Genomic DNA, 14,609 nt, shown 5'->3' on the forward strand with positions numbered 1-14,609 from the left:
GGATCCGGCAGTACGCGTCTCACCGCCTGCTGCGCGCACCGGGCGCGCGCGCCGATCCGGCCCGACCGGGCAGCCGGATCCCCAGCGCCCCGGTGCCGGACGGGCGTTGGCGGGGCCGGGCCCCCGGGGCCCCCGGTCCGCCGCGCGCAGCTCATCCGGCTCGATTCGGCCGATCCGCGGGGGCTGGTGCGGATGCCGGGGCCGGCACGGCTCGGCTTCGGCGCGCGCAGCGGCGGCGGCCCCGCGGGCGCCGGCGGGGCGCCCGGCCCGGAGCTGCACCGCAGGCCACCGGGCACGGGACGGGGCGTACGGGCCGCCCGAGGGGGCCGTCCGGCGCCCGCTGCCACCCGGCCCGGGGCCGCGCCACCCGCTCACCCGTGACGGCCGAATGGCGATCGTGTGACAGCAGGGGCCATGGACATGACCTGAGCCGCCACGGGTGAATACGGTCGAGCGACAAGGCCTTGAACCACTCTGTGAACCGATCTGTCTCCCCTACCACTTGGAGCCATTCGTGCACCGCAAAGTCATCGCCCCGAGCGTCCTCGCCGCCTCCCTCCTGCTGGTGATCCCGGCGTCGGCGGCGAGTGCCGGTCCGGGCGCCCCGGGTGTCGGCGATCCCTACTACCCGGCCAGCGGCAACGGCGGATACGACGTGTCGCACTACGACCTGCGCCTGCAGTACCAGCCGAAGACGGACCTGCTCGAGGGCACGGCCACCCTGCTGGCCACCGCCAAGCAGGACCTGTCCCGCTTCAACCTCGACTTCGGCCTCCAGGTCAGCGAGATCCGGGTCAACGGGGTCAGGGCGAAGTTCGCCACCTCCGGCTCCCACGAGCTGGAGGTCACCCCGGCGAAGCCGCTGGCGCGCAACACCCCGCTGTCCGTGGTCGTCAAGTACGCGGGCAAGCCCTCCGAGCTGAAGGTCGACGGCTGGACGGCCTGGCAGCGCACGCCCGACGGCGGGGTGGCGGCGCAGGAGCCCGACTCGGCGGTCTGGTGGTTCCCCAGCAACGACCACCCGCTGGACAAGGCCACCTTCGACGTCTCGGTCAACGTGCCCGACGGCACCCAGGCGATCAGCAACGGCGTCCTGCAGTCCCAGACCTCGCGCCTCGGCTGGACCCGGTACAACTGGCGTTCCAACAAGCCGCAGGCCACGTACCTCGCCACCCTCGCCGTCGGCAAGTTCGACATCACCACCGACAAGACGGCGAGCGGGCTGCCGATCCTGAACGCGTACAGCAAGGACCTCGGCGACAACGCGGGCGCGGCGCGCGCGAGCGTGGAGCGGACCGGCGAGGTCGCCGAGTGGCTGGAGGGGGTCTTCGGGCCGTACCCCTTCAACGCGCTGGGCGGCTACGTGCCGAACGTGACCGCCGGCTTCGCCCTGGAGACCCAGACGCGGCCGTTCTACGGCCCCGGCCAGTTCCGGGGCGGCGCCAACGTCTCCGTGGTCGTGCACGAGCTGGCGCACCAGTGGTACGGCGACAGCGTGTCCGTCGACGGCTGGAAGGACATCTGGATCAACGAGGGCTTCGCCCGCTACAGCCAGTGGCTGTGGTCGGAGAAGGAGGGCGAGGGCACGGCTCAGGAACTCGCCGACTGGGCCTACGCCCTGCGCCCGGCCGAGGATGCGTTCTGGCAGGTCAAGCCGGGTGACCCGGGTCCGGAGAACCAGTTCCACGGCGCCGTCTACGACCGCGGCGCCATCGCCCTCCAGGCGCTGCGCAACGAGATCGGCGACGAGAAGTTCTTCGAGATCCTCAAGGGCTGGCCGACCGAGCGGGCGTACGGCAACGCCAAGGTCGGGGACTTCGTCCGGTACGCCGAGAAGGTCTCGAAGAAGCCGCTCGCCCAGCTCTTCGAGACCTGGCTCTACACCCCCGGCAAGCCCGAGGCCTCGGCCCTGAACCCGTCGGCGGCGGGCCCCTCGGCCCGCTCGCTGCAGCAGTCCGCCCCGGCGAAGCCGGCGAAGCCCGCCGCGGAGCCCAAGTCCTGGAAGAAGATCGCGGAGACCAACACGATCCACGACACCGAGCACGGCTCCGGGCCCGGCCACCGGCACTGAGTCGGCGCAAGGCCCCGCCCACCGCGCACGGGCTCCCGCATTCGGCGGGGGCCCGTGCTTCCCCGGGTCGTGCGTCCCGGGGTTGTCAGTGGGCTTCCGCGTGCCAGGCGGCTCGGGCCCGGTAGGCGATCGGCAGGTAGCGCAGGCGTTCCGGCAGGAGCGGTACGAGGAGCCGTACGGCCGTGCTGAACCGCCGGAGCCTGCGCTCCTGGGCCGGGCTCCACTCCAGCCCGATCGCCGCGCGGGCCTCGGGCGGCATGTAGCCGGCGGTGACGAAGGCCCGCAGGCGCAGGAACGCCGCCCGCAGCACCGGCCAGGTCAGCCGCAGCAGCAGGCGCACGGCGGGCGAGGCGGCCTGCGGCCGGGGCAGCGGCACATCGGTGGCGACCAGCTCGCGGGCGACCGCGGTGGGCTCGATCTCCTCGGCCAGCATCCGGCCCCAGTACGTCCGGTACTCCTCGATGCTCTGCGGCATGTCCCGGTCGTGCAGGCCCAGGATCCGGCCCACCTGGAGCCACTCCCGGTAGAGCTGCCGCTCCTGGGCGGGGGTGAAGCGGCGCAGCAGGTAGCGGCCCGCGTAGAGGTAGACCGGGAAGCCGGTGGCGTGCACCCAGGCGTAGCAGGCGGGGTCGAGGGAGTGGTAGCGGCGGCCGCGGGTGTCGGTGCCCTGGATGTCCTTGTGCAGGCGGCGGACCCGGCGGCCCTCCTGCGCCGCCTCCTCCCCGCCGTACACCCACAGCTGGACCGAGCGCAGGGACCGCTCGCCGCGGCCCCAGGGGTCGGTGCGGAAGACCGAGTACTGGTCGACGCCGGCCGCGATCGCGGGGTGCGCCACCTGCATGGTGAAGGCGGCGGGCAGCATCAGCAGGGCGCGGACGTCGCCGGCGATCGTCCACAGCACCCCGCCCGGCGGGGGCGGCGCGGGGTCGGTGCGGCGCGTGGCCGCAGGTCCGGCGGGGTGTGCGGAGTCCGTCGTCGTCATATGACAAGTATGCGAGCACCGGACGGCCGTCTCACGGACAGAAAGTCTCTGCACGGGTGTTACCCAGAGGTAACTGCTGCTGCTTGTATGACGGCGTCGATCTTCCCCCGCAGGAATGACGGAGACCTTCATGCTGCTTTCCACGCCCCGCTCGCGCCGCGCCGCCGCCACGGCCGTCGCCGCGGTCGCCGCAGGCGCGCTGGCCGCCACCACCGCGCCTGCCGCCACGGCCGCGGAGACCGCCGCCGCCCCGCGGCTCAGCGTCCTGTCGTACAACGTGTTCCTGATGAGCAAGAACCTGTACCCGAACTGGGGCCAGGACCACCGCGCCGCCGAGATCCCCAAGGCGTCCTTCTACCAGGGCCACGACGTGGTCGTGCTCCAGGAGGCCTTCGACAACAGCTCCTCGGACGCGCTGAAGGCCAACTCCGCCGCGCAGTACCCGTACCAGACCCCGGTCGTCGGCCGCAGCAAGAGCGGCTGGGACGCCACGGGCGGCGCCTACTCCTCCACCACCCCGGAGGACGGCGGCGTCACCGTCCTCAGCAAGTGGCCGATCGTCCGCAAGGAGCAGGTCGTCTACAAGGACGCCTGCGGCGCCGACTGGTGGTCCAACAAGGGCTTCGCGTACGTCGTCCTGAACGTGAACGGCGCCAAGGTGCACGTGGTCGGTACGCACGCGCAGTCCACCGACCCCGGCTGCGGCGCGGGCGAGGCCGCGGAGATGCGCGCCCGTCAGTTCCGGGCCGTCGACGCCTTCCTGGACGGCAAGAACATCCCGGCGAACGAGCAGGTCATCGTGGCGGGCGACCTCAACGTCGACTCGCGCACCCCCGAGTACGCGAGCCTGCTCGCCAACGCCGACCTGGCCGGCTCCGACAGCCGCACGGGGCACCCGTACTCCTTCGACACCGCGCTGAACTCGATAGCGAACTACCGCTACCCGACAGACCCGCGCGAGGACCTGGACTACGTCCTCTACCGCAAGGGCAACGCCCGCCCCGCGGGCTGGGAGAACAACGTCGTCAAGGAGCAGTCGGCGCCCTGGACGGTCTCCAGCTGGGGCACCTCCTACACCTACAACAACCTCTCCGACCACTACCCGCTGATCGGACGCTAGCCCGCTCGTGACGGCCCCGGTGCGGTGGGCGCGGGCCCGCTCGCCGCACCGGGGCGTCTCGGTTTCAGGCGGTCCCGTACGGCTCCTCGTACAGGCCGTCGATCAGCGCGCCGTACTTGTCGCGGACCACTCGGCGGCGGAGCTTGAGCGAGGGGGTGAGCTCCCCGGTCTCCGGGCCCCATTCCTCGGTCAGCAGCCGGTACCGCTTGATCTGCTCGGTCCGGTTGAGCCGGGCGTTGGCCGCCTCCACCGCACGGGCGATCTCCTCGCGGACGGCGGGGTGCGCGGCGAGGGCGGACGGGGAGGCGGCCTCGATGCCCCGGGCGGCGGCCCAGACCGGGGCCAGCTCCGGGTCCAGGACCAGCAGCGCGACGAGGTAGGAGCGGCCGTCGCCGTGCACCAGGGCCTGGCCGATCAGCGGGTGCTCCTTGACCGTGTTCTCCACCAGGGCCGGCGAGACGTTCTTGCCGTTCGAGGTGATGATCAGCTCCTTCTTGCGGTCGGTGAGCCAGAGGTACCCGTCCTCGTCGAGCCGGCCGATGTCCCCGGTCGGGAACCAGCCCTCCTCGTCGCAGGCGCTCTCCAGCGAGCCGTCCGGCCGCAGGTAGCCGCCGAACACGGTCGCCCCGCGGGTGAGGATCTCCCCGTCCTCGGCCAGCCTCAGCTCCAGCCCCTCGATCGCGCGGCCCACCGAGCCGAGCCGGAAGCCGTCCGGGCTGTTGACCGTGCAGACGCCCGAGGTCTCGGTGAGCCCCCAGGCGTCCATGATGGTGATGCCCCAGCCGGCCCAGAAGCGGACCACGTCGATGGGCATCGGCGCGGTGGCGCTGGCCGTCCACATCAGGCGGTCCAGGCCCGCCAGCCGCAGCAGCGGGTCCAGCACCTGCTCCTTCGCCGCGGCGTACGAGGCCTCGAGCGCGGCCGGCACCTCCTCGCCGCGCTCCCGGTGGCCGGCGCGGGCCCGGGCCAGGTCGTTCGCGGCCTCGATGGCCGTGCGCTGGGCCTCGGGCAGCTGGGCGAGGACCGCGCGCACCGAGGCGGCGAGCTTCTCCCACACCCGGGGCACGCCGAAGAACTGCACCGGGTGCAGCTCGCGGACGGCCCCCGACACGGCGGTGGGGTCGGCGCACAGCCGGACGTGCGAGGCCCGCAGCAGCGGCAGGTAGATGCCGAGGACGCGCTCGGCTATGTGCGCGAAGGGCAGGTAGCAGATGTGCTCGGCGTGCTCGGGCAGTTCCACGTGCCGGTCGAGGCGGACCGCCTGGAGCACGATGTTGCGGTGGGTCAGCCGGACGCCCTTCGGATCGCCGGTGGTGCCGGAGGTGTAGACGACGGTCAGCGGGTCCTCGGGGCGGGTCTCCTGCCAGGCCTTCTCGAAGGCGTCGCCGCGGTGGAGCCGGGCCCCGCCGGAGTACAGGGAGGCGTAGGTGGAGTGCCCGCCTGCCTCGGCGGCCTCGGCCACCACGAGGCGTTCCAGGGGAACGCCGGCATCGGCCAGCAGCGGTTCCCACCGCAGGAGTTCGCGGGCGCCCTCGACGACGGCGACCCGGGCCCGGCTGTGGCGGGCGATGTGGGCGATCTGCTCGGGCGCGGAGGTCCCGTACACGGTGACGGGTACGGCGCCGAGGTGGACGAGGGCGAGGTCGCTGAGCCAGTGCTCGGGGCGGTTGCCCATCATCATCAGCACGTGCTCGCCGCGCTCGATGCCGAGGGCTGCGTATCCGGCGGCGAGGACGGCGACCTTGCGGCGCACGTCGCCCCAGGTCAGCGTCGTCCAGTCGGCGGCCTCGGGGCCGGCTCGCCAGGAGAGGGCGGGCAGGTCTCCGTATGCGGCGGCGTTGCGGGCCAGCAGGGCCGGCAGGGTGATCTCTTCGGGTCGTCCGGGCAGTCGCAGGTTCGTGGTCATGGGCAGCTCCTGGCCGTTTCACATCGTTGGTGCGACAGCAATACTGTTGAACCCAAGCTGTGGAGCAGAGAGCGAGGCGCAGACGATGGCCGACCAGGCACCCGAGCCGATGCTCACCGTCGACGAGCTGGCGGCCAGGGCGGGCGTCACCGTGCGCACCGTTCGTTTCTACAGCACCCGCGGGCTTTTGCCCCCTCCCGTGATCGGCCCTCGTCGGGTGGGGCACTACGGGCCGGAGCACCTGTCCCGGCTGGCGCTGATCGAGGAGCTCCAGCACCAGGGCATGACCCTGTCCGCCATCGAGCGCTACCTGGACGCGCTGCCCGACGATCTGAGCGCCCACGACCTGGCCATCCACCGGGCGATGGTGGCCAGTTGGGCTCCCGACGCGGCCCAGGAGGTGACGCGGGAGGAGCTGGAGAAGCGGGCGGGACGGAGCCTGTCGGACACCGATGTCCGGCGGCTGACGGCAATGAACGTGCTCGCCGTCTCGGGGGACGGGTTCCGGGTGGACGTGGGGCTGCTGCGGCTGGGCGTCGCGCTGCTCGACGTGCCGATCGCCCACGAGACGATCCTGGCGGCACGCAGGGTGCTGATGGAGCACACCCGCTCGGCGGCCCACGAGCTGACGGCGTTGTTCCGGGACGAGGTGTGGGGGCCCTTCACGCAGGGCGAGAGCGATCCGGAGCGGGTGGAGTCGATGAAGGCGCTGTCGGCGCACATGCAGCCGATGGTGGTGCAGGCGCTGGTGACGGCCTTCCAGCGGTCGCTGAAGGAGGAGCTGAAGGCGGCGTTCGCGCCGGAGGCGTGACGGCCCCGCGGCCCCACCGGTTCACCCCGGAGGCGTGACGCCCCGCGGCCCCACCGGGTCGCCCAACAGGGCGCCCCACCGGGTAGGTTCGCCGTCATGGCGATCATCCACAAGACCACGATGAGCCCCGGCAAGCTGGAGCTGCTTGCCGCGTGGCTGCCGGCGCAGCCCTGGTACCTGCCCACCGGACGGCCGCCGGCCCTGGCCCGCGCGGGCGGTTTCCGGCTCGACGACCCCGAGGGCGAGGTGGGCATCGAGTTCATGGTGGTCACCGATACCTCCGGCGAGGAGCCGACGGCGTACCACGTACCGCTCACCTACCGCGGCGCGCCGCTGGCGGGCGCCGAGGCGGCCCTGGTGGGCACCACCGAGCACGGCGTCCTCGGACGCCGCTGGGTGTACGACGGGCCGCACGACCCGGTGCTGGCGGCGCAGCTGCTCGCGCTGTTCCATGGCCGCGCCGTGCCGCAGGCGCAGAGCCTGAGCGACACCCCGGATCCCACCGTCACCGCTCGGTACGACGGACCGGATCCGGCCGTCGCCGACGCCGACGCCGACGCCCGCGCCGGCGCCGACGCCGACGCGCTCACCGTGACACGCGTGCTCGGGAACGCGGCCCCGGCGACCGGCTCCCTCGGCGAGGTCACCGCGGGCTGGACCGGCCCGGACGGAACCGCGCACCGGGGCGTCTTCGCGTCCCTCGCCGCGCGCTGACCCCGCCGGACCGCGGGTCCCGGGGCGGCAGCCGCCCCCGGGACCCGCGGTACGCCGCCGTGCGCTCAGTCGGCGTACGTCTCGCCGCGCTCCGCCTTCGCGACGAGCGAGGCCGGCGGGGTGAAGCGCTCGCCGTACTTCTCGGCGAGTTCGCGGGCGCGGGCGACGAAGCCGGCGAGGCCGCCCTCGTAGCCGTTGATGTACTGGATCACGCCGCCGGTCCAGGCCGGGAAGCCGATGCCCATGATGGAGCCGATGTTGGCGTCGGCGATCGAGGTGAGGACGCCCTCGTCGAGGCAGCGGACGGTGTCCAGGGCCTCGGAGAAGAGCATCCGCTCCTTCATGTCCTCGAACGGGATCTCGTACCCCGGCTTGGCGAAGTGCTCGCGCAGGCCCGGCCAGATGCCGGCGCGCTTGCCGGCTTCGTCGTACGCGTAGAAGCCGGCTCCGCCGCTGCGCCCGGGGCGCCCGAACTCGTCCACCATGCGGTCGATGACCGCGTCGGCGGGGTGCTCGGTCCACGCCCTGCCCTCGGCCTCGAAGGCCTTGCGGGTCTCGTTGCGGATCTTGCGGGGCAGGGTCAGGGTCAGCTCGTCCATCAGGGAGAGCACCTTGGCCGGGTATCCGGCCTGCGCCGCGGCCTGCTCGATCGACGCGGGTTCGACGCCCTCGCCGACCATCGCCACGCCCTCGTTGATGAACTGGCCGATGACGCGCGAGGTGAAGAAGCCGCGCGAGTCGTTGACCACGATCGGCGTCTTGTTGATCCGGCGGACCAGGTCGAAGGCACGGGCGATGGCCTCGTCCCCCGTCTGCTCCCCCTTGATGATCTCCACCAGCGGCATCTTGTCCACGGGCGAGAAGAAGTGCAGCCCGATGAAGTCGGCCGGCCGCGAGACGCCTTCCGCGAGGCCCGTGATGGGCAGCGTGGAGGTGTTGGAGCAGAGCAGCGCGTCGGGCTCGATGACGTCCTGGATCTCCTGGAACACCTTGTGCTTGAGGGCGGTGTCCTCGAAGACGGCCTCGATGACGGCGTCGCAGCCCGCGAGGTCGGCGGCCTCGGCGGTCGGGGTGATCCGGGCGAGCAGTTCGGCGCGCTTGGCCTCGGTGGTCCGGCCGCGGGAGAGCGCCTTGTCGAGCAGCTTCTCCGAGTACGCCTTGCCCTTCGCGGCGGCCTCGGGCGTGACGTCCTTCAGCACCACCTCGATGCCCGCGCGGGCGCAGGAGTACGCGATGCCGGCGCCCATCATCCCGGCGCCGAGGACGGCGACCTTGCGGACCGTGCGGGGTGCGATGCCCTGCGGGCGGCTGCGGCCCGCGTTGACGGCCTGGAGGTCGAAGAAGAACGCCTGGATCATGTTCTTGGCGGTCTGTCCGGTGACCAGCTCGGTGAAGTAGCGGGCCTCGATGGTCAGCGCGGTCTCGAAGTCCACCTGGGAGCCCTCGACGGCGCAGGCCAGGATGTTGCGCGGCGCCGGGTACGGGGCCCCGTTCAGCTGCTTCTTCAGGTTGGCCGGGAAGGCCGGGAGGTTCGCGGCGAACTTCGGGTTCGACGGCGTGCCGCCCGGGATGCGGTAGCCGGGGACGTCCCAGGGCTGCTTCGACTCCGGGTTGGCGTCGATGAAGGCGCGGGCCTTGGCCAGCATCTCCTCGGGCGTGGCGGCCAGTTCGTGGACGAGGCCGTTGTCCAGGGCGCGCTGCGGGGTGTACTGGGTGCCCTGGAGCAGCACCTTGAGCAGCGCGTCGGCGATGCCCATCAGGCGCACGGTACGGGTGACACCGCCACCGGCGGGGAGGAGGCCCAGGGTGACCTCGGGCAGGCCGATCTTGGAGCCGGGCGCGTCGAGGGCGACGCGGTGGTGGGAGGCGAGGCAGATCTCGTAACCCCCGCCGAGGGCGGCGCCGTTGATCGCGGCGACGACGGGCTTGCCGAGGGTCTCGATCCGGCGCAGCGAGCGCTTGATCTCGGTGCCGGTGTCGAAGGCGATCTGCGCGTCCGCCGGGCGGAGCCGGATCATGTCCTTGAGGTCGCCGCCCGCGAAGAAGGTCTTCTTGGCGGAGGTGAAGATGATGCCGCGGATGGAGTCCTTCTCGGCCTCGGCGCGGTCGGCGACGGCCGCGATGGAGTCCTTGAAGGCCTGGTTCATCGTGTTGGCGGACTGGTTGGGGTCGTCGAGGATCAGGGTGACGACGCCGGTCTCGTCCTGTTCCCAGCGGATCGTGGTGGACTCGCTCATGGTCACTGCTTTCGTTTCGGAAGGTCCGGTGGGCAGGGGGAACAGGGCGGATCAGAGGCGTTCGACGATGGTGGCGACGCCCATGCCGCCGCCGACGCAGAGGGTGACGAGCCCGTAGCGCTTGTCCTGGCGTTCCAGCTCGTCGACGATCGTGCCGAGGATCATCGCGCCGGTGGCGCCGAGCGGGTGGCCGAGCGCGATGGCGCCGCCGTTGACGTTGACCTTGTCGAGGGACAGGCCCATGTCCTTGACGAAGCGCAGGACGACGCCCGCGAAGGCCTCGTTGATCTCGACCAGGTCGATGTCGTCGATGGTCAGCCCGGCCTTGGCGAGGGCCTTGCGGGTGGCCGGGGCGGGGCCGGTGAGCATGATGGTGGGCTCGGAGCCGGAGACGGCCGCCGAGACGATCCGGGCGCGCGGGGTCAGCCCGCCGCGCTCGCCCGCCTCGCGGGAGCCGATGGCGACGAGCGAGGCGCCGTCGACGATGCCCGAGGAGTTGCCCGCGTGGTGGACGTGGTCGATCTTCTCGACCCAGTGGTACTTCTGCAGCGCCACCGCGTCGAACCCGCCGAGCTCGCCGATGTCGGCGAAGGAGGGCTTCAGCTTGGCGAGGGTGTCGGCGGTCGTGCCGGGGCGGACGAACTCGTCGTGGTCCAGGACGATCAGGCCGTTGCGGTCGGTGACCGGGACCACGGACTTCGCGAAACGGCCGTCCTTGATGGCCGCGGCGGCGCGCTCCTGCGACAGGGCGGCGTACTCGTCCACGTCGCGCCGGGAGAAGCCCTCGATGGTGGCGATCAGGTCGGCGCCGATGCCCTGCGGGACGAAGCCGGTGTCCCAGTTGGTCATCGGGTCGGCGAACCAGGCGCCGCCGTCGGAGGCCATCGGGACCCGGGACATGGACTCCACGCCACCCGCGAGGACGAGGTCCTCCCAGCCGGAACGGACCTTCGCGGCCGCCATGTTGACGGCCTCCAGGCCCGAGGCGCAGAAGCGGTTCTCCTGTACGCCGGCCACGGTGTCCGGGAGCCCGGCGGCGATGGCCGCGATACGGGCGATGTCGGAGCCCTGGTCGCCGACCGGGCCGACGACGCCGAGCACGATGTCGTCGATGGTGGCGGGGTCCAGGCCGGGGTTGCGCTCGCGCAGGGCGTCGATGAGTCCGACGACCAGGTCGATGGGCTTGGTGCCGTGCAGGGCGCCGTTGGCCTTGCCGCGGCCGCGCGGGGTGCGGATCGCGTCGTATACGTAAGCTTCGGTGCTCACTGGTCAAGCCTTTCGGAGGTTCCAGGGGGAGGAAGAAGGGGCTCAGTGGAAGACGGAGCCCGGCGGAAGAGGAGGTTCAGCCGAGCAGGGACCGGCCGATGATCTCTTTCATGATCTCGGTCGTGCCGCCGTAGATGGTCTGGATGCGCCCGTCGGTGAAGGCCCGTGCGACCGGGTACTCGCTCATGTAGCCGTAGCCGCCGTGCAGCTGGAGGCAGCGGTCCGCGACACGCTTCTGCAGCTCGGTCGCCCACCACTTGGCCATCGAGGCGTGCACGTGGTCCAGTTCGCCGTTGGCGTGGTCGGTGATGCACCGGTCGAGGAAGGTCCGGGTGACGGCGACCTCGGTGGCCATCTCCGCGATCTCGAAGCGGATGTGCTGGAGCTTGGCCAGCGGACGGCCGAAGGCCTCGCGCTCCTTCACGTACTGGGTGGTGATCTCCAGCAGGTGCTCGGCGGCGGCGATGCCGGCCATCGCGATGCCCATGCGCTCCTGCGCGAGATTGGTCATCAGGTGCAGGAAGGCGCCGTTGAGCTCGCCGAGCAGGTTCTCCTTGGGGACGCGTACGTCGTTGAAGAACAGCTCGGCGGTGTCCTGGGACTTCTGGCCGATCTTGTCGAGGTTGCGGCCGCGCTCGAAGCCCTCCGCGCCGCGCTCGACGACCAGCAGCGACAGGCCGTGCGCCCCGCCCTCGGGGGTGGTCTTGGCCACCACGATCACCAGGTCGGCGAGGATCCCGTTGGAGATGAAGGTCTTGGACCCGTTGAGCACCCAGTGGTCGCCGCGGTCCTCGGCGGTGGTCCGGATCCCCTGGAGGTCGGAGCCCGCGCCCGGCTCGGTCATCGCGATGGCGGTGATGGTCTGCCCGGAGCAGAAGCCGGGCAGCCAGCGGCGCTTCTGCTCCTCGGTGGCGAGCGAGGTCAGGTAGGGCCCGATGATGTCGTTGTGGAGGCCGATGGCCAGCCCCGGGGCGCCCGCCCGGGTGAACTCCTCGGCGATCACGGCGGCGTAGCGGAAGTCGGTGTTCCCGCCGCCGCCGTACTCCTCCGGGACGGCGAGGCCGAGCAGCCCCTGGCGGCCCGCGGCCCGCCAGGCATCGCGGCTGACGATGCCGTCCTTCTCCCACTGCTCGTAGTGCGGCAGCACCTCCTTGGCGAGGAAGGTGCGTACGGTCTCGCGGAACGCCTCGTGGTCGGCGTCGAAGATGCGGCGTTGCATCGGGGCCCCCTAGAGCCAGTTCTTGACGGTTTCGATCAGACGGGCCGGGTCGGGGCCGACCGGCGTGACGTTGAGCATGGTGACGCCCGCCTCGCGGAAGGCCTCGATGCGCTCGCGTACGTAGCCCTCGGGCCCGCAGAGCGTCATCAGCTCGCAGAACTCGTCCGGGACGGCGGCCGCGGCGTCGCGTTTGCGCCCGGAGAGGTAGAGCTCCTGGATCCGGCGGGCCTCTTCCCCGTAGCCGTAGGCGACGGCGAGGTCGTTGTAGAAGTTCTTGCCGACCGCGCCCATCCCGCCGACGTACAGGGCGATCTGCGGGCGCGCGAGGTCCCGTGCGGCGGCCGCGTCGTCGCCGATGGCGAGCAGTCCGCCCGCGACGGTCCGGAGCGGGCCGAGCTCCGGCGACCGCCTGGCCGTCCCCTCGGCGAGCGGGCCGCCCCACACCGCGGCGGCCTTCTCCGGGATGAAGAGGGTGGGCAGCCAGCCGTCCGCGATCTCGGCGGTCATCCGCACGTTGGCCGGGCCGAGCGAGGCGATGTAGACGGGAACCGCGGGGCGCACCGGCCGGGTGAGGATCTTGAGCGGCTTGCCGAGCCCGCTGCCCCGCTCCGGGGGCAGCGGCATGTCGGTGATGCCGTGGTGGTCGATCGTCTCGCGGCGCCAGATGCGCCGGCACAGCTCGACCGTCTCGCGGGTCCGGCCGAGCGGCTTGTCGTACGGCATCCCGTGCCAGCCCTCGACGACCTGCGGGCCGGAGGCGCCGAGGCCGAGCAGCGCCCGGCCGCCGGACAGCGCGTCCAGGCCGGCGGCGGTCTGGGCGATGAGGCCGGGGGTGCGCGAGTAGACGTTGAGGATGGCCGAGCCGATCTTCAGGCGCTCGGTGCGGGCGGCGAGATAGCCCATGATCGTCGGTGAGTCGAAGCCCCAGGCCTCGGCCACCCATACGGCGTCGAGCCCGGCGGACTCCAGCGCCGCGGCCTGGTCCGCGGCCCGGCGCGGGTCCCCCGCGTAGTCGAGCATCATGGACAGTTCCATCAGTTCTCCTCCTCCTTCCCGAGCAGGGCCGGTACGTCCCAGTCGGCGGCGACCGACGCGGCGTGCGCTCCGGGCTGCGCCGGGCCCCCCGTGACGGCGCCCGGCGTCGCCGAGAACCGCGGCGCGGGCGCGGGCTGGACGATCCCGCCGAAGTCGGTGAAGGTCCCGCGGGCGGCGAGGTGCGGGTGGTCCGGGGCCTCGCGCAGCGAGAGGACGGGCGCCACGCAGGCGTCGCTGCCCTCGAAGACAGCCGTCCACTGCGCCCGCGTACGGGTCTTGAAGCGCGCGGCGACGGCCTCGCGCAACTCGCCCCAGCGGGCGAGGTCCTTGCGGGCCGGAGCCCGGTCCTTGATCCCGAGGAGCTCCACGAAGGTGTCGTAGAACTGCTGCTCCAGCGCGCCGACGGCCATGTACTGGCCGTCGGAGGTCTCGTAGGTGCCGTAGAACGGGCAGCCGCCGTCGAGGAGGTTGGCCCCGCGGCGGTCCTGCCAGCCGCCCGCCGCCATCATCCCGTGGATCATGGCGGTGAGATGGGCGGTGCCGTCCACGATGGCCGCGTCGACGACCTGGCCGGTGCCGGTGGCGCGGGCGTGGTGGAGCGCGGCGAGGACCCCGATCACGAGGTAGAGCGAGCCGCCCGCGTAGTCCCCGACCAGATTGGCGGGGACGGCCGGCGGCTCTCCCGGATTGCCGATCATGCCGAGGGCCCCGGTGACCGCGATGTACGCGATGTCGTGCCCGGCGGTCTCGGCGAGCGGGCCCTCCTGGCCCCAGCCGGTCATCCGCCCGTAGACGAGCTTCGGGTTGCGGGCGTGGCACTCGGCCGGTCCGACCCCGAGCCGCTCGGCGACGCCGGGGCGGAAGCCCTCGAGGAGTACGTCGGCCCGCTCGACCAGGTCGAGGACGCGGGCGGGCCCGTCGGCGGACTTCAGGTCGACCAGGACGGAGCGCTTGCTGCGGTTGGTGATGTCATAGGCCGGATCGACGGCGAGTCCGCCACCGCCGGGCCGGTCCACCCGTACGACGTCCGCGCCCAGGTCGGCGAGGAGCATGGCGGCGAACGGTCCGGGGCCGATGCCCGCCAGTTCGACGACGCGCACTCCGGCGAGCGGGCCGGGCCCGCTCGCCTCCCGGTTCCCGTTCCCTGTCACTGCCATCGGGCCCCCAGCGGCTCTGGTGTGCATGGTGTGCGTGGTGTGCGGCTGTGTGACACAACTGATGTAACACCAGTGATGCTAGGAATGCGTT

11 protein-coding genes are annotated in these 14,609 nt (G+C 72.2%); 4 read left to right on the forward strand and 7 right to left on the reverse strand.

Annotated elements, in window-relative coordinates; all coding sequences use genetic code 11:
• The first annotated feature begins 514 nt into the window (after window positions 1-514).
• Window positions 515-2,071, forward strand: a complete 1,557-nt coding sequence (locus B6R96_RS06590; RefSeq protein WP_081521934.1) for a M1 family metallopeptidase — start codon at window positions 515-517, stop codon at window positions 2,069-2,071.
• Between the two features lie 85 nt (window positions 2,072-2,156).
• On the opposite strand, the gene B6R96_RS06595 is transcribed toward B6R96_RS06590, so the two are convergent.
• Complete coding sequence (locus B6R96_RS06595) at window positions 2,157-3,053, reverse strand: oxygenase MpaB family protein (protein WP_081521935.1); 897 nt, start codon at window positions 3,051-3,053, stop codon at window positions 2,157-2,159.
• A gap of 130 nt (window positions 3,054-3,183) precedes the next feature.
• On the opposite strand from B6R96_RS06595, the gene sph reads away from it, so the two are divergent.
• The gene (gene sph, locus B6R96_RS06600; RefSeq protein ID WP_030385183.1) at window positions 3,184-4,173 is read left to right on the forward strand and encodes a sphingomyelin phosphodiesterase; all 990 of its coding nucleotides are present in this window, start codon (window positions 3,184-3,186) and stop codon (window positions 4,171-4,173) included.
• A gap of 64 nt (window positions 4,174-4,237) precedes the next feature.
• Here sph and B6R96_RS06605 read toward each other — a convergent pair whose 3' ends face one another.
• Window positions 4,238-6,079, reverse strand: coding sequence for an AMP-dependent synthetase/ligase (locus B6R96_RS06605; protein ID WP_081521936.1), 1,842 nt, complete (start codon window positions 6,077-6,079; stop codon window positions 4,238-4,240).
• Between the two features lie 85 nt (window positions 6,080-6,164).
• Here B6R96_RS06605 and B6R96_RS06610 point away from each other — a divergent pair, with 85 nt between their 5' ends.
• Window positions 6,165-6,890 carry a MerR family transcriptional regulator gene (locus tag B6R96_RS06610; protein ID WP_081521937.1) on the forward strand — a complete coding sequence of 242 codons (726 nt, stop codon included), beginning with the start codon at window positions 6,165-6,167 and terminating at the stop codon, window positions 6,888-6,890.
• A 96-nt stretch (window positions 6,891-6,986) separates the two neighbouring features.
• On the forward strand, window positions 6,987-7,604 hold the full coding sequence (locus B6R96_RS06615) for a maltokinase N-terminal cap-like domain-containing protein (RefSeq protein ID WP_081521938.1): 618 nt from the start codon (window positions 6,987-6,989) through the stop codon (window positions 7,602-7,604).
• 65 nt (window positions 7,605-7,669) lie between these two features.
• Here the strand turns inward: B6R96_RS06615 and B6R96_RS06620 are convergent, their stop codons facing one another.
• The 5 genes from B6R96_RS06620 to B6R96_RS06640 all read right to left on the reverse strand — a co-directional run bounded on the left by B6R96_RS06620 (window position 7,670) and on the right by B6R96_RS06640 (window position 14,518).
• Window positions 7,670-9,841, reverse strand: coding sequence for a 3-hydroxyacyl-CoA dehydrogenase NAD-binding domain-containing protein (locus tag B6R96_RS06620; RefSeq protein ID WP_081521939.1), 2,172 nt, complete (start codon window positions 9,839-9,841; stop codon window positions 7,670-7,672).
• 51 nt (window positions 9,842-9,892) lie between these two features.
• A complete protein-coding gene (locus B6R96_RS06625) occupies window positions 9,893-11,107 on the reverse strand; it encodes an acetyl-CoA C-acetyltransferase (RefSeq protein ID WP_030385188.1) in 1,215 nt (404 codons plus the stop codon).
• A 76-nt stretch (window positions 11,108-11,183) separates the two neighbouring features.
• Window positions 11,184-12,326: an acyl-CoA dehydrogenase family protein gene (locus B6R96_RS06630; protein WP_081521940.1), complete on the reverse strand. Its 1,143-nt coding sequence runs from the start codon at window positions 12,324-12,326 to the stop codon at window positions 11,184-11,186.
• A 9-nt stretch (window positions 12,327-12,335) separates the two neighbouring features.
• Window positions 12,336-13,361 carry an LLM class F420-dependent oxidoreductase gene (locus B6R96_RS06635; RefSeq protein ID WP_081521941.1) on the reverse strand — a complete coding sequence of 342 codons (1,026 nt, stop codon included), beginning with the start codon at window positions 13,359-13,361 and terminating at the stop codon, window positions 12,336-12,338.
• Window positions 13,361-14,518 carry a CaiB/BaiF CoA transferase family protein gene (locus tag B6R96_RS06640; RefSeq protein ID WP_081521942.1) on the reverse strand — a complete coding sequence of 386 codons (1,158 nt, stop codon included), beginning with the start codon at window positions 14,516-14,518 and terminating at the stop codon, window positions 13,361-13,363. Before B6R96_RS06640 ends, B6R96_RS06635 begins: the two co-directional genes overlap by 1 nt.
• Between the last annotated feature and the right edge of the window lie 91 nt (window positions 14,519-14,609).

This window comes from Streptomyces sp. Sge12 (assembly GCF_002080455.1).
Classification (GTDB): Bacteria; Actinomycetota; Actinomycetes; order Streptomycetales; family Streptomycetaceae; genus Streptomyces.

Excerpts from the sequence above, each read along its gene's own strand:
- sph (WP_030385183.1), top strand. The coding sequence starts at position 3,184 with ATGCTGCTTTCCACGCCCCGCTCGCGCCGCGCCGCCGCCACGGCCGTC.
- B6R96_RS06605 (WP_081521936.1), bottom strand. The coding sequence starts at position 6,079 with ATGACCACGAACCTGCGACTGCCCGGACGACCCGAAGAGATCACCCTG.
- B6R96_RS06610 (WP_081521937.1), top strand. The coding sequence starts at position 6,165 with ATGGCCGACCAGGCACCCGAGCCGATGCTCACCGTCGACGAGCTGGCG.
- B6R96_RS06615 (WP_081521938.1), top strand. The coding sequence starts at position 6,987 with ATGGCGATCATCCACAAGACCACGATGAGCCCCGGCAAGCTGGAGCTG.
- B6R96_RS06595 (WP_081521935.1), bottom strand. The coding sequence starts at position 3,053 with ATGACGACGACGGACTCCGCACACCCCGCCGGACCTGCGGCCACGCGC.
- B6R96_RS06630 (WP_081521940.1), bottom strand. The coding sequence starts at position 12,326 with ATGCAACGCCGCATCTTCGACGCCGACCACGAGGCGTTCCGCGAGACC.
- B6R96_RS06640 (WP_081521942.1), bottom strand. The coding sequence starts at position 14,518 with ATGGCAGTGACAGGGAACGGGAACCGGGAGGCGAGCGGGCCCGGCCCG.
- B6R96_RS06620 (WP_081521939.1), bottom strand. The coding sequence starts at position 9,841 with ATGAGCGAGTCCACCACGATCCGCTGGGAACAGGACGAGACCGGCGTC.
- B6R96_RS06635 (WP_081521941.1), bottom strand. The coding sequence starts at position 13,361 with ATGGAACTGTCCATGATGCTCGACTACGCGGGGGACCCGCGCCGGGCC.